25 protein-coding genes and 1 pseudogene are annotated in these 17,053 nt (G+C 37.4%); 20 read left to right on the top strand and 6 right to left on the bottom strand.

Annotation, left to right across the window (positions count from 1 at the left end; all coding sequences use genetic code 11):
- Positions 1 to 2: 2 nt before the first annotated feature.
- From rpmD to JEM45_RS06245, 17 genes are all read left to right on the top strand, one after another.
- Positions 3 to 182: a 50S ribosomal protein L30 gene (gene rpmD, locus JEM45_RS06325; protein WP_026865790.1), complete on the top strand. Its 180-nt coding sequence runs from the start codon at positions 3 to 5 to the stop codon at positions 180 to 182.
- Between the two features lie 27 nt (positions 183 to 209).
- On the top strand, positions 210 to 650 hold the full coding sequence (rplO, locus tag JEM45_RS06320; RefSeq protein WP_026865789.1) for a 50S ribosomal protein L15: 441 nt from the start codon (positions 210 to 212) through the stop codon (positions 648 to 650).
- Positions 650 to 1,951: a preprotein translocase subunit SecY gene (gene secY / locus JEM45_RS06315; protein WP_026865788.1), complete on the top strand. Its 1,302-nt coding sequence runs from the start codon at positions 650 to 652 to the stop codon at positions 1,949 to 1,951. Before rplO ends, secY begins: the two co-directional genes overlap by 1 nt.
- A 16-nt stretch (positions 1,952 to 1,967) precedes the next feature.
- A complete protein-coding gene (locus JEM45_RS06310; RefSeq protein WP_198687129.1) occupies positions 1,968 to 2,615 on the top strand; it encodes an adenylate kinase in 648 nt (215 codons plus the stop codon).
- A 138-nt stretch (positions 2,616 to 2,753) separates the two neighbouring features.
- The gene (gene infA / locus JEM45_RS06305) at positions 2,754 to 2,972 is read left to right on the top strand and encodes a translation initiation factor IF-1 (protein WP_017547668.1); all 219 of its coding nucleotides are present in this window, start codon (positions 2,754 to 2,756) and stop codon (positions 2,970 to 2,972) included.
- A gap of 30 nt (positions 2,973 to 3,002) precedes the next feature.
- The gene (gene rpmJ / locus JEM45_RS06300) at positions 3,003 to 3,116 is read left to right on the top strand and encodes a 50S ribosomal protein L36 (RefSeq protein ID WP_003156543.1); all 114 of its coding nucleotides are present in this window, start codon (positions 3,003 to 3,005) and stop codon (positions 3,114 to 3,116) included.
- Positions 3,117 to 3,140: 24 nt separating this feature from the next.
- Positions 3,141 to 3,506 carry a 30S ribosomal protein S13 gene (gene rpsM, locus JEM45_RS06295; protein WP_026865786.1) on the top strand — a complete coding sequence of 122 codons (366 nt, stop codon included), beginning with the start codon at positions 3,141 to 3,143 and terminating at the stop codon, positions 3,504 to 3,506.
- Positions 3,507 to 3,536: 30 nt separating this feature from the next.
- Positions 3,537 to 3,926, top strand: coding sequence for a 30S ribosomal protein S11 (gene rpsK, locus JEM45_RS06290; protein ID WP_026865785.1), 390 nt, complete (start codon positions 3,537 to 3,539; stop codon positions 3,924 to 3,926).
- Between the two features lie 80 nt (positions 3,927 to 4,006).
- Complete coding sequence (locus JEM45_RS06285) at positions 4,007 to 4,951, top strand: DNA-directed RNA polymerase subunit alpha (RefSeq protein ID WP_026865784.1); 945 nt, start codon at positions 4,007 to 4,009, stop codon at positions 4,949 to 4,951.
- A 19-nt stretch (positions 4,952 to 4,970) separates the two neighbouring features.
- Positions 4,971 to 5,369: a 50S ribosomal protein L17 gene (rplQ, locus tag JEM45_RS06280; RefSeq protein ID WP_183369118.1), complete on the top strand. Its 399-nt coding sequence runs from the start codon at positions 4,971 to 4,973 to the stop codon at positions 5,367 to 5,369.
- A 147-nt stretch (positions 5,370 to 5,516) separates the two neighbouring features.
- Entirely contained in the window at positions 5,517 to 6,305 is a 789-nt protein-coding gene (locus JEM45_RS06275; RefSeq protein ID WP_026865782.1) for an energy-coupling factor transporter ATPase, read from the top strand.
- The gene (locus tag JEM45_RS06270) at positions 6,302 to 7,162 is read left to right on the top strand and encodes an energy-coupling factor transporter ATPase (protein ID WP_198687128.1); all 861 of its coding nucleotides are present in this window, start codon (positions 6,302 to 6,304) and stop codon (positions 7,160 to 7,162) included. The genes JEM45_RS06275 and JEM45_RS06270 overlap by 4 nt, the downstream gene beginning before the upstream one ends.
- Positions 7,155 to 7,952 carry an energy-coupling factor transporter transmembrane component T family protein gene (locus JEM45_RS06265; RefSeq protein ID WP_198687127.1) on the top strand — a complete coding sequence of 266 codons (798 nt, stop codon included), beginning with the start codon at positions 7,155 to 7,157 and terminating at the stop codon, positions 7,950 to 7,952. The genes JEM45_RS06270 and JEM45_RS06265 overlap by 8 nt, the downstream gene beginning before the upstream one ends.
- 5 nt (positions 7,953 to 7,957) lie before the next feature.
- A complete protein-coding gene (gene truA, locus JEM45_RS06260) occupies positions 7,958 to 8,692 on the top strand; it encodes a tRNA pseudouridine(38-40) synthase TruA (RefSeq protein WP_198687126.1) in 735 nt (244 codons plus the stop codon).
- A 174-nt stretch (positions 8,693 to 8,866) separates the two neighbouring features.
- Positions 8,867 to 9,304 carry a 50S ribosomal protein L13 gene (gene rplM, locus JEM45_RS06255; protein ID WP_026865779.1) on the top strand — a complete coding sequence of 146 codons (438 nt, stop codon included), beginning with the start codon at positions 8,867 to 8,869 and terminating at the stop codon, positions 9,302 to 9,304.
- Between the two features lie 19 nt (positions 9,305 to 9,323).
- Entirely contained in the window at positions 9,324 to 9,716 is a 393-nt protein-coding gene (gene rpsI / locus JEM45_RS06250) for a 30S ribosomal protein S9 (RefSeq protein WP_026865778.1), read from the top strand.
- Between the two features lie 264 nt (positions 9,717 to 9,980).
- Positions 9,981 to 10,316: a DUF3784 domain-containing protein gene (locus JEM45_RS06245; RefSeq protein ID WP_235678836.1), complete on the top strand. Its 336-nt coding sequence runs from the start codon at positions 9,981 to 9,983 to the stop codon at positions 10,314 to 10,316.
- A 134-nt stretch (positions 10,317 to 10,450) separates the two neighbouring features.
- Here JEM45_RS06245 and JEM45_RS06240 read toward each other — a convergent pair whose 3' ends face one another.
- The 6 genes and pseudogenes from JEM45_RS06240 to JEM45_RS06215 form a co-directional block, all read right to left on the bottom strand.
- Complete coding sequence (locus tag JEM45_RS06240; protein ID WP_370545352.1) at positions 10,451 to 10,567, bottom strand: monooxygenase family protein; 117 nt, start codon at positions 10,565 to 10,567, stop codon at positions 10,451 to 10,453.
- 56 nt (positions 10,568 to 10,623) lie between these two features.
- Complete coding sequence (locus JEM45_RS06235; RefSeq protein ID WP_198687125.1) at positions 10,624 to 11,076, bottom strand: DUF3021 domain-containing protein; 453 nt, start codon at positions 11,074 to 11,076, stop codon at positions 10,624 to 10,626.
- On the bottom strand, positions 11,073 to 11,510 hold the full coding sequence (locus JEM45_RS06230; RefSeq protein WP_026865765.1) for a LytTR family DNA-binding domain-containing protein: 438 nt from the start codon (positions 11,508 to 11,510) through the stop codon (positions 11,073 to 11,075). Before JEM45_RS06230 ends, JEM45_RS06235 begins: the two co-directional genes overlap by 4 nt.
- A 285-nt stretch (positions 11,511 to 11,795) precedes the next feature.
- Positions 11,796 to 12,941 (bottom strand): NADH-dependent flavin oxidoreductase, encoded by a 1,146-nt coding sequence (locus tag JEM45_RS06225; RefSeq protein WP_198687124.1) that lies wholly within the window; start codon positions 12,939 to 12,941, stop codon positions 11,796 to 11,798.
- A gap of 141 nt (positions 12,942 to 13,082) precedes the next feature.
- A pseudogene (locus JEM45_RS06220) lies at positions 13,083 to 13,812 on the bottom strand (glucose 1-dehydrogenase).
- A gap of 26 nt (positions 13,813 to 13,838) precedes the next feature.
- Complete coding sequence (locus tag JEM45_RS06215) at positions 13,839 to 14,252, bottom strand: MarR family winged helix-turn-helix transcriptional regulator (RefSeq protein WP_198687123.1); 414 nt, start codon at positions 14,250 to 14,252, stop codon at positions 13,839 to 13,841.
- 181 nt (positions 14,253 to 14,433) lie between these two features.
- Here JEM45_RS06215 and JEM45_RS06210 point away from each other — a divergent pair, with 181 nt between their 5' ends.
- From JEM45_RS06210 to JEM45_RS06200, 3 genes are all read left to right on the top strand, one after another.
- Complete coding sequence (locus JEM45_RS06210) at positions 14,434 to 15,123, top strand: YjjG family noncanonical pyrimidine nucleotidase (protein ID WP_198687122.1); 690 nt, start codon at positions 14,434 to 14,436, stop codon at positions 15,121 to 15,123.
- Between the two features lie 84 nt (positions 15,124 to 15,207).
- The gene (locus JEM45_RS06205; RefSeq protein WP_198687121.1) at positions 15,208 to 15,924 is read left to right on the top strand and encodes a 3-ketoacyl-ACP reductase; all 717 of its coding nucleotides are present in this window, start codon (positions 15,208 to 15,210) and stop codon (positions 15,922 to 15,924) included.
- Positions 15,925 to 16,119: 195 nt separating this feature from the next.
- Entirely contained in the window at positions 16,120 to 17,052 is a 933-nt protein-coding gene (locus JEM45_RS06200) for a hypothetical protein (RefSeq protein WP_235678835.1), read from the top strand.
- Position 17,053 lies beyond the last annotated feature (1 nt).

The following is a 17,053-nucleotide window of genomic DNA, read 5'->3' as shown; positions in this document are numbered from 1 at the left end:
CAATGGCAAAAGTGAAAGTTACCCTCACTAAAAGTATTATTGGTAAACCTGAAACTCAAAGACAAACAGTTGCGTCATTAGGTATTAAGAAAATGCATCAAACTGTTGAACACGAAGATACACCTCAACTTAGAGGTCAGATTGCCAAAGTTAGTCATTTAGTTACAGTAGAAGAAATTTAATGATAAAATGATATAGGAGGTGCGAAGATGAAATTACACGAACTTAAACCAGTTGAAGGCGCGCGTAACAAACGTAACAGAGTAGGGCGCGGTATGTCATCAGGTAACGGTAAGACATCTGGTCGTGGTCACAACGGACAAAAATCACGTTCTGGTGGTAAAGTGAGCCTTACTTTCGAAGGTGGTCAATTACCATTATTCCGTAGTATTCCTAAACGCGGTTTTACAAACATTAACCGTAAAGAATACGCAGTTGTCAATGTTGATTCACTAAACCGTTTCGACAATGGTACAGAAGTAACACCTGAACTCTTAGTTGAGACAGGTCTTGTTAAAAATGAAAAAGCTGGAATTAAAATTCTTGGTAACGGTAGCCTTGATAAGAAATTAACTGTAAAAGCGCACAAATTTTCTAGTTCAGCTAAAGAAGCTATTGAGCAACAAGGCGGAACTCATGAGGTGATCTAATGATCGGCAAGATATCGAATTTCTTTAAAATTAAAGAAATACGTAATAAGATACTTTTTACTTTGGCCATGCTGATTATCTTTAAGATAGGAACTTATATTCCTGTTCCAGGCGTTGACCCTAGCGTATTTGACACGGGTGCTTCTAGTGGAGGCGTCCTGGACTTAATGAATACGTTCGGTGGTGGCGCGCTGAGTAATTTCTCTATTCTCGCAATGGGGATTATGCCGTATATCACAGCATCAATTGTTACTCAGTTGTTACAGATGGATATAGTGCCAAAGTTTGCTGAGTGGGCAAGACAGGGCGAAGTTGGCCGTAAGAAACTTGCTCAGTTTACAAGGTATTTCACGATCGTTTTAGCTTTTATTCAAGCAATTGGTATGTCTTTCGCATTTAACCAAATGTTCGGAGGCGCACTTATTGAAAATAACAACATTGGATCGTACTTGCTGATCGCATTAATCTTAACAACAGGAACTGCCTTCCTTTTATGGATGGGTGAGTTAATCACATCTCACGGTGTAGGTAATGGTATTTCAATCATTATCTTTGCGGGGATACTTGGTGCTTTACCAAGTTCATTGATTCAATTGTTCCAGTCTAGATTTACTGGCACATCGGATACGACAATGGCGGTTCTGCAAATTGCAGGTTTAGTAATATTCCTATTATTACTCACAGCCTTTGCGGTGTTTATCTTACAAGCAATTCGTAAAATCCCAATTCAGTACGCAAAAGGTCAAAGAAATGCAGGTTCACAGCTTGCACCACAAGCAACTTTCTTACCATTGAAAGTGAATCCAGCAGGTGTTATCCCGGTAATCTTTGCCATGGCATTCCTAATGATGCCACAGACGTTAACACTATTCTTCCCGGATGCTAACTGGGCACAGACTGTCGCAAGATTTGCTGACCCATCTGATTGGGTAGGAATGATCTTTTACGTTGTTCTAATTATTGCATTTGCTTACTTCTATTCATTTGTGCAAGTGAACCCAGAGAAAATGGCTGACAACTTGAAAAAACAAGGCAGCTATATTCCGGGTATCCGACCGGGTAAAAATACTCAGGATTATATCACTTCAGTACTATATAGATTAGTATTTGTTGGCTCATTATTCCTAGCAGGTATTTCAATCTTGCCACTGTTGATTACTAAGTTTATGGATTTACCACAAGCGATTCAAATCGGCGGTACAAGTCTACTCATCGTTATCGGTGTTGCACTTGAAACGATGAAACAACTCGAAGCACAAGCGAATCAGAGGGAATATCGTGGATTTAGAAAGCGCAGATAAGCAGGAGGAAATATAGATGAATATTATTATTATGGGCTTGCCAGGTGCCGGTAAAGGTACTCAAGCTGCCAAGATAATTAAGAAACATTCAATTCCTCATATCTCTACGGGAGACATGTTCCGACTCGCTATTAAAAACGAGACGGATTTAGGGAAACAAGCTAAAGAATTTATGGATCAAGGTGAACTTGTTCCTGACGAAGTAACAATCGGTATCGTCAAAGAACGCCTATCTCAAAGTGATGCTAAAGGTGGCTTCTTGTTAGATGGTTTCCCAAGAACTGTTGAACAAGCTGAAGCCCTTAATAAGATTATGGAAGAGTTAGGTTCTCAGATCGACCAAACGATTTACGTCGAGGTGCCTGAAGAAGAGTTAATGAATAGACTGACAGGTAGACGCATCTGTGAAACTTGCGGAGCAACTTATCACCTCGTGTTTAACCCACCTAAAACAGAGGGTATCTGTGATTTAGATGGCGGTAAACTTTACCAACGCGAAGATGATAATCCTGAAACTGTTCAGAACCGTCTTGAAATTAATGTTAAACAAACAGCACCGCTTTTAGATTTCTATAAAGAACTTGGAGTTCTGTCTACTGTAGATGGCTCAAAAGATATAGAAGAAGTATTCGAGGAAATCGATGAAATTCTTAATGACTTATAGAGATATTCACCTTCGCAGCCTTTAGGTGAATGTTTATTGTCTATATGTATACGAGTGAGTCGTTATTAGACGTAGTGAATCGTCACCTAGAGCAAATTTCGAATACGGAATTGAAATGCTGTATAAGGAGGATAAAAAGTGAGTAAACAAGATGTAATTGAACTGGAAGGTACAGTGCTTGATACTTTACCAAATGCAATGTTCAAAGTAGAATTAGAAAATGGTCATGAGATCTTAGCTCATGTATCAGGTAAAATTCGTATGAACTATATACGCATACTTCCTGGTGATAAGGTAACAGTTGAAATGTCACCATATGACTTAACACGTGGCAGAATCACTTATCGTTTTAAATAAGAGACTCCATATTCTAAGGAGGTAAAAAACATGAAAGTAAGACCATCAGTTAAACCTATCTGTGAGAAATGTAAAGTTATCCGCAGAAAAGGAAAAGTAATGGTAATCTGTGAAAACCCTAAACACAAACAAAAACAAGGTTAATATATAATTTGGAGGTGCAAAAATATGGCTCGTATTGCAGGAGTTGACGTACCACGTGACAAACGTGTTGTAATTTCTTTAACTTACGTATACGGTATTGGACCAAGCACAGCTGCTAAAATTTTAGCTGAAGCTTCAGTTGATGAAAGTACTCGTGTTAAAGACCTTACTGAAGATGAATTAAACAAAATCCGTGAAGTCGTTGATGGTTACAAAGTTGAAGGTGACTTACGCCGTGAAACAAACCTTAACGTTAAACGCTTAATGGAAATTGGATCATACAAAGGTATGCGTCACCGTCGTGGCTTGCCTGTTAATGGTCAAAAGACTAAAAACAATGCAAGAACACGTAAAGGACCAATCAAAACAGTAGCGAACAAGAAGAAATAAATAGCTTACTTTAGTAAAGGAGGATAACAAATGGCTCGCAAACAAACTAGTCGTAAACGCAGAGTGAAAAAGAATGTCGAAGCAGGAATTGCACATATCCGTTCAACATTTAATAATACAATCGTAACAATCACTGACGAGTTCGGTAATGCCTTATCATGGTCATCTGCTGGTGCCTTAGGTTTTAAAGGTTCTAAAAAATCTACACCTTTCGCAGCACAAATGGCTTCTGAAACAGCATCTAAAGCAGCGATGGAACACGGTCTTAAAACTGTAGAAGTTACAGTAAAAGGTCCTGGTGCGGGACGTGAAGCAGCAATCAGAGCACTTCAATCTGCTGGTCTTGAGATTACAGCTATTAAAGACGTAACTCCAGTTCCACACAATGGTTGCCGTCCACCTAAACGCCGCCGTGTATAATAATTATTTAATCGCTTAAGTAGTTGGGAACAATATAATTTTCTAATATTTTCGGCGTTTAAAGGGAGGATATGTTACACATGATCGAAATCGAGAAACCTAGAATTGAGACAGTAGAAGTATCGGAAGATTCTAAGTTTGGTAAGTTTGTTGTAGAACCTTTGGAAAGAGGTTATGGAACAACACTTGGGAACTCCTTGCGTCGCATTCTTTTATCATCATTACCAGGTGCGGCAGTTAAGACGATTGAAATAGAAAATGTACTTCATGAGTTTTCGACAATCGACAATGTTGTTGAAGACGTGACTACAATTATTACCAACATCAAGAGCCTGGCACTGAAAATCTACTCTGAAGATGAGAAAACTTTAGAAATTGATTTCAGCGGTGAAGGTGTCGTTACTGCAGCTGATATCACTCATGATAGTGATGTTGAAATTTTAAACAGAGATCTTAAGATTGCAACAGTATCTAAAGGTGGAAGCTTGAAATTACGCATGACTGCTGATAGTGGTAGAGGTTACACACTTGCAGATGGCAACAATAAAGCTGACATGCCAATTGGTGTAATTCCAATCGACTCTATCTACACACCGATAGAACGTGCGAATTATACGGTTGAAAATACACGTGTAGGACAAAGTACAAACTTCGATAAACTTACTTTAGACGTATGGACAGATGGTTCAATTACGCCTCAAGAAGCTGTATCATTAGGTGCTAAAATTCTAACTGAACACTTAAACATCTTTGTTGGTCTGACTGATGAAGCTCAAAATGCTGAAATCATGATCGAAAAAGAAGAAAATCAGAAAGAAAAAGTACTTGAAATGTCAATTGAAGAACTTGACTTGTCAGTACGCTCATACAACTGTCTAAAACGTGCTGGTATCAACTCTGTTCAGGAACTCACTGATAAAACAGAAGCTGATATGATGAAAGTACGTAACTTAGGACGTAAGTCACTTGAAGAAGTTAAATTTAAACTTGAAGACTTAGGCTTAGGTCTACAGAAAGAAGACTAGTCATAAAGGAGGAGAAATAATGGGTTACAGAAAACTTGGACGTACATCTGACCAAAGAAAAGCAATGTTACGCGACTTAGCGACGTCTTTAATCGTTAGTGAAAGAATCACTACAACTGAAGACCGTGCTAAAGAACTTCGTAAATTAGCTGACCGTCTTGTTACACTTGGTAAAAAAGGCGACTTAGCAGCTAAAAGACGTGCTGGTCAAACTGTACGCAACGTAGAAATCATCAATGAAGATGGTTCAACAAGTTATGCACTTCAAAAGTTATTTGAAGATATCGCTCCACGTTTTGCTGATCGTCAAGGTGGTTATACAAGCATAAAGAAACTTGGTAGCCGTCGCGGTGACGGAGCTGAACTTGTAATTATTGAATTCGTAGAAGGCGCTCCAGTTACAACTGAAGAAGCGTAAATTCTTAAAAGCAGAGTGAGTGTTATGATGATGAGCCCATCAGGGCTCTTTCGTCTAGCTCGACGTATCCTGCAGTAAATAATCATTGCGCGACTCTTATTGCAGGGTACGCGCTTTTTTTACATAAATTTTTAAAGGAGTGGAGATATGATTAAACTAGAGAATGTCGCTTTTAAGTATAGAGAAGAAGAAGCATATGCTCTTGATCATATCTCCATTAACTTTGAAAAAGGAAAGTGGACATCGATTATCGGGCATAATGGTTCTGGTAAAAGTTCGCTTGTTAAAGTCCTGATGGGGATTACAGAGTCCTATGAAGGCAACATATATATAGATGGTAAACAGTTAAATAATGATAATATGAAAGACTTGCGTAGTCGTTTTGCAATTGTGTTTCAGAATCCTGATAATCAATTTGTTGGTGCGACAGTGGAAGATGATGTCGCTTTTGGTTTAGAGAATATGGGCATAGAAAGAGAAGAAATGATTGAACGAACAGACTATGCCTTAAAGTTAGTTGACATGCTTGATTTTAAAAAACATGAACCACATCGTTTATCAGGTGGTCAAAAACAAAGAATTGCGATCGCGGGAGCCTTGGCTATGAAACCTGAGGTCCTCATCCTTGATGAGGCAACTTCTATGTTAGATCCAAAAGGCAGACAAGAAGTGCTGAGCATACTTTGTGATTTACATGAACGGTTGGAGACGACCATTATATATATCACCCATGATCTGACTGAAATTTATAGAAGTGACAAGGTCGTTGTTATGAACCAAGGAAAAGCAGTTGCTGAGGGTAGCATTGATGAAATCTACAGGGACAAAGAGCTGCTAAAAGAAAGCAACCTGAAGGTGCCTTATACAATGGAACTATCAGAAGCACTTTTAGATGGGACGTACCTGACGCATGAAATGTTGGTGGACCGCCTATGATTATAGATTTTCATAAAGTGAGTGTAGTATATAATCCGAAATCCCCATTTGAGTTCAGAGCTTTAAAACAGATTGAAACGTCTTTTGAAAAAGGTAAGTTCTATGGATTAATTGGTCATACAGGTAGTGGTAAGTCGACTTTAATTCAAACAATGAATGGTTTGATTTTACCGACAACAGGTGACTTAAATGTTGATGGCATTAAGCTTTCTAAGAAGACCAAGCAAAAGGTAATTCATGAAGCTAAAATGAAAGTGGGTATGGTGTTTCAGTTTCCGGAGCATCAATTGTTTGAAAGTACAGTCTTAAAAGATGTCATGTTTGGACCGATGAATATGGGAGCGAGTGAAGAAGAAGCAAGAGAAAAGGCACTTCAATACTTAGAACTCCTCCGCGTACCAGAAACACTCTATGAGCGTAGTCCGTTTGAATTATCTGGTGGACAGATGAGAAAAGTAGCGATTGCGGGAATTCTCTCTATGGAACCAGATATTCTAATTTTAGATGAACCTACAGCCGGCCTAGACCCGGTGAGTCATGATGAGACAATGCGATTATTTAACGATGTCTTCAACAAGATTGATGTGACTGTTATTTTGATAACGCACGATATGGATGATGTATTAGAGTATACAGATGCCGTTAAGGTGATGGATCAAGGAGAACTAGTTAGAGAAGGAAAAACGACAGATATTTTAACCGATGAAAGTTTTATGACAGCTTACAATCTTGAAATACCACATATTATTAGATTGACTAAGGACCTCGAGAAAAAAGGGGTATATCTTAAAGAAATCCCTTTAAATACTAAGGACTTTATTTCTCTCTATAAAGAGTGGAGGGATAGTCATGATTAGTTCAATGTTACTTGGTCGGTATATTCCTGGTGAGAGTGTGATTCACCGCTTAGATCCTAGGGCTAAGTTGATTTCAGTTATTCTTTTTATGATTATTGTATTCTTTGCAAATGATTGGCTAGGATACGGCATACTCATACTTTTTGTACTGGCTGTGACTAAACTTGCCGGCTTATCAGTTCGCTTCCTCTTCAATGGTTTAAAACTCGTTTTGATACTGTTGATATTCACCTTCTTAATGCATATATTCTTAACCAAGGGTGGTACTATACTTGTTGACGGTGGCTTCTTTACGATAGAATCCAACGGTCTGATTACCGGGATTTATATTACAATTCGACTTGCTCTACTAGTGGTTATCACTACACTGATGACCTTAACGACGAGTCCAATAGAATTAACAGATGCTATAGAAAAACTATGTAAACCGTTAAAAGCAGTTAAGATACCTGTTCATGAAATCGCCATGATGATGTCCATCTCATTACGTTTCATTCCAACTCTAATGGATGAAACAGAGAAAATCATTAAAGCACAAAGTGCCCGTGGGTCTACTTTTATGACGGGAAGTCTAAAATCAAGAATCACAGCCTTAGTGCCGATATTCATTCCCTTATTCATGTCTGCCTTTAAACGTGCAGATGAGATGGCAATTGCTATGGAAGTGAGAGGCTACAAGGGTGAAGAAGGACGAACACACTACAGAGTATTAAACTGGCAGTTAAAAGATACGGTCGCCATTATTATTCTCTTAATATTAGGATTGATATTATTATGGGTAAGGCAGTGAATAAAATGAGAGTAAGAGCAAACATTTCTTATAACGGTCAAAACTTTAGTGGTTTTCAGTATCAACATGATTACCGTACGGTCCAAGGCACTATAGAAAAACAACTCAAACGCATGCATAAGACACATACTAGACTACACGGTGCTTCTAGAACCGATAGTGGTGTGCATGCCATAGATCAATATATTCACTTTGATACGACAATCGATTTACCACGAGATAAGTGGCAATTTATTTTGAATAGATCTATGCCAGACGATATTTATATTAAAAAAGTAGATATCGTTGATGACGACTTTCATTCGAGATTTAATGCCAAGGGAAAAACCTATCGTTACAAAATTTATACTGGCAATAAGAACCCTTTCTATGCAGGGTTGAAGACCCATTGTATGGATACCTTAAATTTAGAAAAGATTAGAGATGCAGCAGCACCCTTTGTTGGAGTGCATGACTTCACCACATTCTCCAGTGCCAAAGCGGAGATTAAAAATAAGGTAAGAGAGATTAAACAACTCGACATCGAAGAAACAACAGACGGCATTGATATCGTCATTACTGGCACTGGTTTTCTATATAATATGGTCAGAATCATCGTGGCCTATCTACTTGAAGTCGGTAAGGGTAAAAGAGAAGCGGATACTTTGAATATGCTGAAGGCGAAAGATCGAACAATCATTCCAAAAACCGCACCGGCAGAAGGACTATATTTGGAAAAAGTCTGGTATGAAGACATATAAAATCTATCAATCATATTGACTTTGTTGGTGGATAATTATATAATAACTAACGGTACATTTTTATATCCATCCATGATTATAAGGCCCCGGAACCTTTTAAGATTATGAATATAAAAAGACAAAAACGACTATTAAAAAAACACGAAATATAGAATGGATTTAGGAGGAAATAATATGCGTCAAACGTTTATGGCTAATGAGTCAAACATCGAGCGTAAATGGTTCGTTGTAGATGCAGCTGGTAAAACACTCGGCCGTCTTTCTACAGAAGTTGCTACATTATTACGCGGAAAACATAAACCAACATTCACACCACACGTTGATACTGGTGACTATGTAATCATCATCAATGCTGGTGAAATCGAATTAACTGGTAAAAAAGAATCACAAAAAATTTACTACAGACATTCAGGTCACGTAGGTGGAATCAAATCTGTTACAGCTGGTGAATTAAGAGAGAACAACCCTGTGAGATTATTGGAAACTTCTATCAAAGGAATGCTTCCTAAGAATCCACTTGGACGTAAGCAAGGTAAGAAATTATTCGTATACGGTGGAGCAGATCACCCACACGTAGCACAACAACCTGAAAACTACGAGTTACGTGGTTAAGGATTAGGAGGGAAAACATTTGGCTAAAGTAGAATATTTAGGAACTGGTCGTCGTAAGCATTCAGTAGCACGCGTACGTTTAGTACCAGGTGAAGGTAACGTAACAGTAAACGGACGCGACATGAGAGATTATCTTCCATTTGAAAGTTTAATCTTAGATTTAAGTCAACCATTTGCAGTAACTGAAACTGCAGGTAACTATGATGTATTAGTAAATGTTCACGGTGGTGGATTTACTGGTCAAGCACAAGCAATCCGTCACGGTATTGCAAGAGCTTTACTAGAAGCAGATCCAGAACACCGTTCAGCACTGAAAAGAGCTGGACTATTAACACGTGACCCACGTATGAAAGAACGTAAGAAACCAGGTCTTAAAAAGGCTCGTCGTTCTCCACAGTTCTCAAAACGTTAATAAATCAACACTTACAAATCCCTCAACCACGTGTGGTTGGGGGATTTTACTGTATATGCGGTGCTTTAAAAACAGGGGGAAATTCACACGTAGCATACACGTCACATACAAGTAGCAGACAAATAATTTAAATATAAAGTTCGATATTTATAAAAAGGTTTGATACCATTGAATCTAACAGCTGAATTGTGACAATGCAAAAATATAATCATTATCTGAAAGACCGGATAGTTTACTAGCAACTATATGCAAAGGGGGTACACGGTGGGAGATAACATTATTGCATTGCTGATAATAGCTGGTGTCATTGTATTGTTTATTATATTGGGGATTTTACTTTTAAATGGTAAAGGTTCTTCCTTAATAGCCGGTTATAATATGATGTCACCAGAGGAAAAAGAGAAGTATGATACCGCCAGACTAACTAAGTTTATGGGGAAAATGATGTTTGTCTTATCATTTAGTATGTTGTTCTGGATTTTCAGTATAGCATTTGAAATGAATGGGTTGTTCTATACAGGTCTTATTTTATTTTTGTGCATCGTTGTATATATGATTATATATATTAATACTGGAGACAGGTTCAAAAAAAGAGAATAGCTTTTTCAGTTATACTGTAAAGTTTTATGCTGACCGCTGATTTGGCGGTCTTTTTATGATGCATATAAAGATTGGACAGCTCCGGATATGTAGAGTACGTTTTGCAGTATTGTAAATCACAGAGTATTATTCACTTAAGACGGCACATTCAGAGAAATTTGACTCAACTCTTTCATCATCGGCGGCATCGCTAAGAACACAGGTAACCATTTGTTTACTTTGTACCACTTGTTGATACGTATACCAATCAAAAATACTGTGATATTATCCTGTTGTACCGCAGTATATCGACCTCTTCGTTGATCATTTACTTTCCTCCTAACTTATAATTAATCTCTGCAATATTTCTTTTCGTTCTTCTTCTAATGATCGACCAAATAATGATATAAGCAACAATGAAAATCACGAAGAAGATTATTAAAGCCGAGAGTTTAAGCGGAAACCATCCCGCAAGGACTGCAAGTGGAAAAAATATGAGTAACATAGTTAAAAAGTGTAGGGCTGTTGTTTTTACAATGGTGAGGTCTGTATGAGTAAAAATATAGGTGCCTAAACTAAAGGTGATCCCAATGCATGCCCATACAAGTGCGGCTATCATGACAGTTTGTAATTCTGTAAAATGACTGAAGTAATAATCACCAAAAGTAGATTCGGGTGAAACAGGGTGATACTGACCGTCAGCAAATATTAAAGAAAATATAATTGAAATAACAAGTCCTGAAGATAAGCCAATTAAAATACCCATCAATGCTCTTTTCATAAATTCAACTGCTCCTTAATCTGTTTTAAGTATCGTCTAGAAGAATGAGTGAAATCGTTGTTGGTAAAGATGATTTTGATGATGCCATTTTTACCTAACTCAAGATGGTGAATAAAATCGATGTTGATGACTTCAGATTTTGATATTTGAATAAAATTGTGTGTTGATAAAGCCTCAACCTCATATAACTTCGCTTGTATTGCATACTTTTTATGGATTGTACATGCATACAGCCTTCTGTCCTCAATTCTGAAACTATAAATATCGAAGAGATCTATGAGGGAAATCTCATCATTATATCGACCCTTTACCTTTTTGGATATACGCTTTGATAGTTCTCTTATTAATGATTGGATTTCAGGACTATCTGCTTGAGCGCGGATTTCGACTTCGTCTTTCTTGAGCGATGGATCTCTTTTAAAAGTGATTTTCATTCATCTTGTTCCTTTTCTAAGCAAAGTAAACCATGTATGTATTGCAAAAACCACCTGTTTTGTCTAAGTGGTTGATTAGTATGATTAAGTGGTTATATTTACTTATCCATTTCTATAGATAATTAAGGTAAATTGTATGCGGTGGTGATAAGTGAGTTAAAAGAGAGTGACTTATCACTGAAATCAGGAGAAATGGTGATAAGTGAGTGACTGACTTATCACAACAAAAAGAAATAGCCTAGAAATGTGCCGCAATCACATTTCTAGGCTATTCAAAGATTATATTTATTTAGTTCTCGGTACACCGTAGTGTCCGTCGTTCAATTGATGCCAGAGTCTTTCTGGTAGTTCATGTAAGTCTGCTCTGTCTGGATCAAATTCTGAAGTAATTTCATCTGCGCGTCCATCTTTAATTTTACCAACAAAGTCATGGTCTAGAAGAATACCGCGACCAAGTGCGATGAGTTCTGTATCGCCTGTTTCGAATCCTCTTAGGGCATCTTCTGCTGTGTAAATTGAACCAATTCCAATCAATGGAAGTTTGCCGCCAATCCACTCGTGTAAAAGGTGAAGACGACTTTCTCCACTGTATTTACCTTCACGTGTTTTGGAGTGAATGTCTCCAAGTGAAACATGAAGATAGTCCAGAGGTTTTTGTACTAAAATTTCTAGTAATTCTTTCGTTAATTCCATAGAAATACCTGGTGATTCTGCTTCTTCAGGAGAGAAGCGGTAGCCGACAATGAAGTTTTCATTAGCATATTCTTTTGCAACTGAAACAACTTCATCGATTACAGCAAGTGGGAATTTAAAGTCATCATATTTCCATTCATCAGTACGACGGTTATAGTACGGTGAAACAAATTGATGAATCAGATAGTGGTTGGCACCATGAATCTCAATTCCATCAAATCCTGATTCAATGACGCGGCGTGTCGCTTCACCGAATGCTTTTATAGTTTCATTTATTTCATCAACAGTGATCTCTCTCACGTGATAATCCTCATCTACTTTGCTAGGATTATGTGGAGGCTGAGCTTGCATTTGAATTTCACTTGGTGCAACAACATCACCGTTTGGTGTTAATGAAGGTAACGATTTTGCACCGCCGTGGTGAATTTGAACGAGTGCTTGTGCACCATTTTTCTTCATAGCCTGTGCAAGTTTTTTTAAACCGTCAATATCACTGTCAAATGCGACAGAGGGTTGTCCGGTGAATGCTTGACCAATCGGTGTTACATGACTTGCTGCTGAAATAGATAAGCCTACATCCTTAGAACGCTTTTCTATATATTCCAATTCTACATCAGAGATTGTACCATCATCATGTGATGAAACGTGTGTCATTGGTGCAAGTATAAAACGGTTTTTCAGTGTAACCTTATTTGGAAGCGTTAAAGGTTGAAATAACCCTTCATATTTCTTCTCCATAGTAAGAGACCTCCTAAAATATTTAAATCAATCACTTCCATATTATAAGCATAGGCCAATTAGAGGAGAAAATAATCTGCTTGTATATTACTTAGAATAAAAAAATAGCACATTGATAATAATATCAACGTGCTACATATCTTATTGGGCAGTCAAGCCACCATCAGCAACAAACTCTGAACCTGTTGAGTAGGATGAATCATCTGAAGCGAGGAAGAGAAAAAGTTCAGTAACCTCTTCAGTTTGAGCGACTCTTCTCATAGGAATGAATTTTGAAAATGCTTTGATTTGCTCTGCTGCATCGCCTTGTTTAATCATTGGTGTTTCTGTAACACCAGGGTGCACAGAGTTTACACGAATTTCTAGTGGTGCGAGTTGTAAGGCAGCTGCTTTAGAAAAGCCTCTTACAGCAAATTTTGTATCGGTGTAACCGACAGCGCCTCCGACTAGACCATTAATAGATGAGACATTTACGATGGATCCTTTATTAGCTTCTGTCATTGAAGGAACGACAGCTTGTGTCCCTAGAAACACAGAGACTTGGTTAATATCAACGATTCTACGGTAGTCATCTTCTGTCATTTCCATCAAAGGCTTATTGACACTGATTCCAGCATTGTTCACAAGAATATCAATTTGCCCAAATGAATCCTTAGTATCTTTAACGACCTTATCCCGGTCTTCGTTTTAGTCACGTCTTGTTTTACAAATTTTCTGTTTCTCCAAGGTCTTTTTCAAGCGCTCTACCGGCTTCTTCATTAATGTCAGTAAAAATTACTTTAGCACCTTCTTCGACAAAACGTTTCACGTGAGCAGCACCCATACCTTGTGCACCGCCTGTAACAATCGCAACTTTACCTTCTAATCTCATTTTACCTAGGTCCTTTATAATATGATTTATTGGTTTAACTTTTTATATAAGGTGAGCAGTTGTTGTCTTTCATCTTCAGTTAGTTTTAAAAATATTTCTTTTCGTAAAACCTGTCCGCACTCTATCGCTTTTTCTAAAACATCTTGTCCTTTAGCAGTAATTACTAAATATATGATACGGCGATCATTTTCATTTGCTTCACGTTCGACTAATTCTTTCTTAACCAATTTATTCACTAGATGGGTCACGGTAGGTGGTGTGAGTCCCAAGGCTTTTGAAACATCAGACGGACGAGATGGTGCGTTATGTTGTATGAAGGATAAGGTGAGTATATGAGAAACCCCTAGGTCTTCATCAAAAATTTTATTCCATCGAATCATCATCTGATTAGTGAATGTATCCATTTGGTGGAGAAGGTCAAATATCCTTTTTTCTGTCATAATATTTCTTCCTCAATATACTTTCATCTTTAAATAATTAGACGTCTAACTATATTCAACTTAATTATATACCTTTACTGTTTTATAGGCAAATACTAGATTACTGCTCTTATGTTAAGTTATAGATAGATCTCTGCTATAATTTTGATGACATTGTATAGAAAATAAGGAGCATTGATAGATGGTGAAGCGTAACAAGTATAAGGCGATATTTTTAGATATTGATGATACGATTTTAAATTTCCCGAAATCGAGCGAAGGTGCCTTTAAAGATACATTTAAACACTTCAATTTAGATTTCACTGAAGATCTCTATAAGGTATATTTGGAAATTAATGATGATTTATGGAAACAACAAAAAGAAGAAAAAATAACCGTAAATGATGTTATTAATACGCGTTTTAGCATCTTGAGTGAAAAATTAAACTTAGGTGTAGAACCAAATTTAATAAGAGATCATTTTCAGGCTGGCTTAGGTTGTCAACACTTTTTAGAGGTGAATGCAGACCTCGCTATTAAAGAATTGGCAAAAAGCTATAAGGTATATGCAGCTTCAAATAGTGAACTAAGCATGCAGGAAAATCGATTGAAACTTGCAGGTTTATACGAGTACTTTACAGATCTTTATATCTCTAGTGATATTGGTTATGAGAAGCCGAATGTGAACTTTTTTGAAGAAAGTCTACAAAGAGCACAGCTCTCACCGAATGAGGTTTTAATGGTTGGAGATAGTCTAATTTCAGATATGTACGGTGCATATAATGCAAGGATTGATCGTTGTTGGTATAACCCATACAAACTAGAAAAAAGTCATGAAGTACCACTGAATTATGAAGTGAATGATTTAAAAGAGTTGCTTGAATTCTTGTGATGTAGAGATAGAACGAATCAATCAAATTTTATCTATAAAAATGATAAAGTATAGATAATAATTGATTAATGGGGGAGAACATTCATGCAGGATATTAAAGGAAAAGTTGCCTTAATTACTGGAGGCGGTCGTGGCATCGGTCGTGCGACAGCGATTGCACTAGCAAAAGAAGGTGTCCATGTTGGACTCGTTGGTCGCACGATTGAAAACTTAGAGAATGTTAAGTCAGAACTAGAGGAATATGATATTAAAGTGTCAGTGCAAACTGCAAATGTTGCAGACTTAAATGAAATTACATCAGCAGTAGAAGCAATTAGAAGCGAACTTGGACCAATCGATATTCTACTCAACAATGCTGGTATATCTAAATTTGGTAATTTTATGGAGCTGTCACCAGAAGAGTGGACAAATATTGTTGATGTGAATGTTAAAGGTGTCTACTACACAACAAGAGCAGTCCTACCTGAAATGGTGGAAAGACAGAGTGGAGATATCATTAATATTTCATCAACTGCCGGACAAAAAGGTGGCCCTGTAACAAGTGCTTACTCGGCATCTAAAGCGGCGGTTATCGGCTTAAGTGAATCATTAATGATGGAAGTAAGAAAAGATAATATCCGTGTGGTAACCCTAACACCAAGTACAGTTGCAACTGATATGGCAAAAGAATTGAATTTAACAGATGGCAATCCGGATAAGGTCATGCAAGCAGAAGACCTAGCAGAACTTATCGTTCTACAGTTGAAACTAAATAATCGCGTTGTCTTAAAACACGCAGGTTTATGGTCAAATAATCCATAATATAATAGCTTTCCCTCTAGGATTGATGAAATTATCAGTCCTAGAGGGATTTTTTGTGGGTTGCAGTAACATGAGAGTCAGACGAGTTCAAGAAAATTTAAAATACTCTATTTTACTACCTGAAATAAGGGTATAGTTAGGTTAATGTTAAGTATATACATAACAGGTGTATATTTTATATTAGGGGGGGCGTTTATGAAAGTATTGTTACTTATTATGTTTAGCATCACTACCTTAGCAGCTTGTAGTAATCAGATTGATCAAACTGAAACTACCGAAAGTGAACAAGTAACCGATAATAATACCACTGAATCTAAAGAAGTAGAAAATGATACAGAAACTGATTCAACATCATCTTACGATGATAATAATAGCGTAGAAGACCAAGAGTCTGACGTTGAAGAATCAGAGAAAGAGACTGAGGAACAAGCAGCCACTGATTTAATAGAGGATAGTGACATAATAGAAGGGTATTGGATTAATTATAGTGGTGTGGATGATGCCCGTAGTCATATGAGTCGTACGGATTTTATTCCCTATGATGCCAGTCAAGACTATACTTTAACAAGCGCAGCATATGTTTCTTATTTTTACGGAGATTCATTTATAAAGACGAATAATTATGGGCATGAAGGGCCATACCTCATAGAGAGTGTACCTGAAGCGGACCAAGTGATTGTTTCATTTGGTGAACCAGAAGCTGATGTTGTGGAGCTGAGAAATGAAGCGGTCGATAATGCAACGGCCGATGCTGAAGAAAGCACAACACCTGATGAATATTTAGGACAAGGAAAGCCTGATATTGAAAATCTCCAAGGTCAGATTATGTTTGGTCAGGATTTCCTAAGTGGAGATGATGTTTTTCCAGGTCAAAGAATCGATGAGCGTGGAAGATTTGTTGATGATGAGGAGTATACTGTTACGGAAGCCTTAGAATATAATTCGAGTAGGGACTACGTTATTACAGCACCAGCGATGATCAGCTATTACAGGGGGAGTCGCTTTATAGAAACAGTAGAAATCAGTACTGCACCTGCTTATCTTCCGGCTGTAGATAATGCGAATTACATTAACATCAGCTTCAATGACGAATACGTTTTAGATTTAAACATGATTGAAGTTGAATAGA

The organism is Jeotgalicoccus sp. ATCC 8456, assembly GCF_016313225.1.
GTDB classification, from domain to species: Bacteria; Bacillota; Bacilli; order Staphylococcales; family Salinicoccaceae; genus Jeotgalicoccus; species Jeotgalicoccus marinus.
The sequence above is the reverse complement of the archived record's forward strand: the minus strand, read 5'-3'. Positions and strand labels throughout refer to the sequence as shown.

Excerpts from the sequence above, each read along its gene's own strand:
- JEM45_RS06310 (WP_198687129.1), top strand. The coding sequence starts at position 1,968 with ATGAATATTATTATTATGGGCTTGCCAGGTGCCGGTAAAGGTACTCAA.
- JEM45_RS06225 (WP_198687124.1), bottom strand. The coding sequence starts at position 12,941 with ATGGAGAAGAAATATGAAGGGTTATTTCAACCTTTAACGCTTCCAAAT.
- JEM45_RS06205 (WP_198687121.1), top strand. The coding sequence starts at position 15,208 with ATGCAGGATATTAAAGGAAAAGTTGCCTTAATTACTGGAGGCGGTCGT.
- JEM45_RS06235 (WP_198687125.1), bottom strand. The coding sequence starts at position 11,076 with ATGAAAAGAGCATTGATGGGTATTTTAATTGGCTTATCTTCAGGACTT.
- rplM (WP_026865779.1), top strand. The coding sequence starts at position 8,867 with ATGCGTCAAACGTTTATGGCTAATGAGTCAAACATCGAGCGTAAATGG.
- rpsK (WP_026865785.1), top strand. The coding sequence starts at position 3,537 with ATGGCTCGCAAACAAACTAGTCGTAAACGCAGAGTGAAAAAGAATGTC.
- JEM45_RS06285 (WP_026865784.1), top strand. The coding sequence starts at position 4,007 with ATGATCGAAATCGAGAAACCTAGAATTGAGACAGTAGAAGTATCGGAA.
- JEM45_RS06210 (WP_198687122.1), top strand. The coding sequence starts at position 14,434 with ATGGTGAAGCGTAACAAGTATAAGGCGATATTTTTAGATATTGATGAT.
- rpmD (WP_026865790.1), top strand. The coding sequence starts at position 3 with ATGGCAAAAGTGAAAGTTACCCTCACTAAAAGTATTATTGGTAAACCT.
- JEM45_RS06270 (WP_198687128.1), top strand. The coding sequence starts at position 6,302 with ATGATTATAGATTTTCATAAAGTGAGTGTAGTATATAATCCGAAATCC.
- rpmJ (WP_003156543.1), top strand. The coding sequence starts at position 3,003 with ATGAAAGTAAGACCATCAGTTAAACCTATCTGTGAGAAATGTAAAGTT.
- rplQ (WP_183369118.1), top strand. The coding sequence starts at position 4,971 with ATGGGTTACAGAAAACTTGGACGTACATCTGACCAAAGAAAAGCAATG.
- JEM45_RS06200 (WP_235678835.1), top strand. The coding sequence starts at position 16,120 with ATGAAAGTATTGTTACTTATTATGTTTAGCATCACTACCTTAGCAGCT.
- truA (WP_198687126.1), top strand. The coding sequence starts at position 7,958 with ATGAGAGTAAGAGCAAACATTTCTTATAACGGTCAAAACTTTAGTGGT.
- JEM45_RS06230 (WP_026865765.1), bottom strand. The coding sequence starts at position 11,510 with ATGAAAATCACTTTTAAAAGAGATCCATCGCTCAAGAAAGACGAAGTC.
- secY (WP_026865788.1), top strand. The coding sequence starts at position 650 with ATGATCGGCAAGATATCGAATTTCTTTAAAATTAAAGAAATACGTAAT.
- rplO (WP_026865789.1), top strand. The coding sequence starts at position 210 with ATGAAATTACACGAACTTAAACCAGTTGAAGGCGCGCGTAACAAACGT.
- rpsM (WP_026865786.1), top strand. The coding sequence starts at position 3,141 with ATGGCTCGTATTGCAGGAGTTGACGTACCACGTGACAAACGTGTTGTA.
- JEM45_RS06275 (WP_026865782.1), top strand. The coding sequence starts at position 5,517 with ATGATTAAACTAGAGAATGTCGCTTTTAAGTATAGAGAAGAAGAAGCA.
- JEM45_RS06215 (WP_198687123.1), bottom strand. The coding sequence starts at position 14,252 with ATGACAGAAAAAAGGATATTTGACCTTCTCCACCAAATGGATACATTC.
- JEM45_RS06265 (WP_198687127.1), top strand. The coding sequence starts at position 7,155 with ATGATTAGTTCAATGTTACTTGGTCGGTATATTCCTGGTGAGAGTGTG.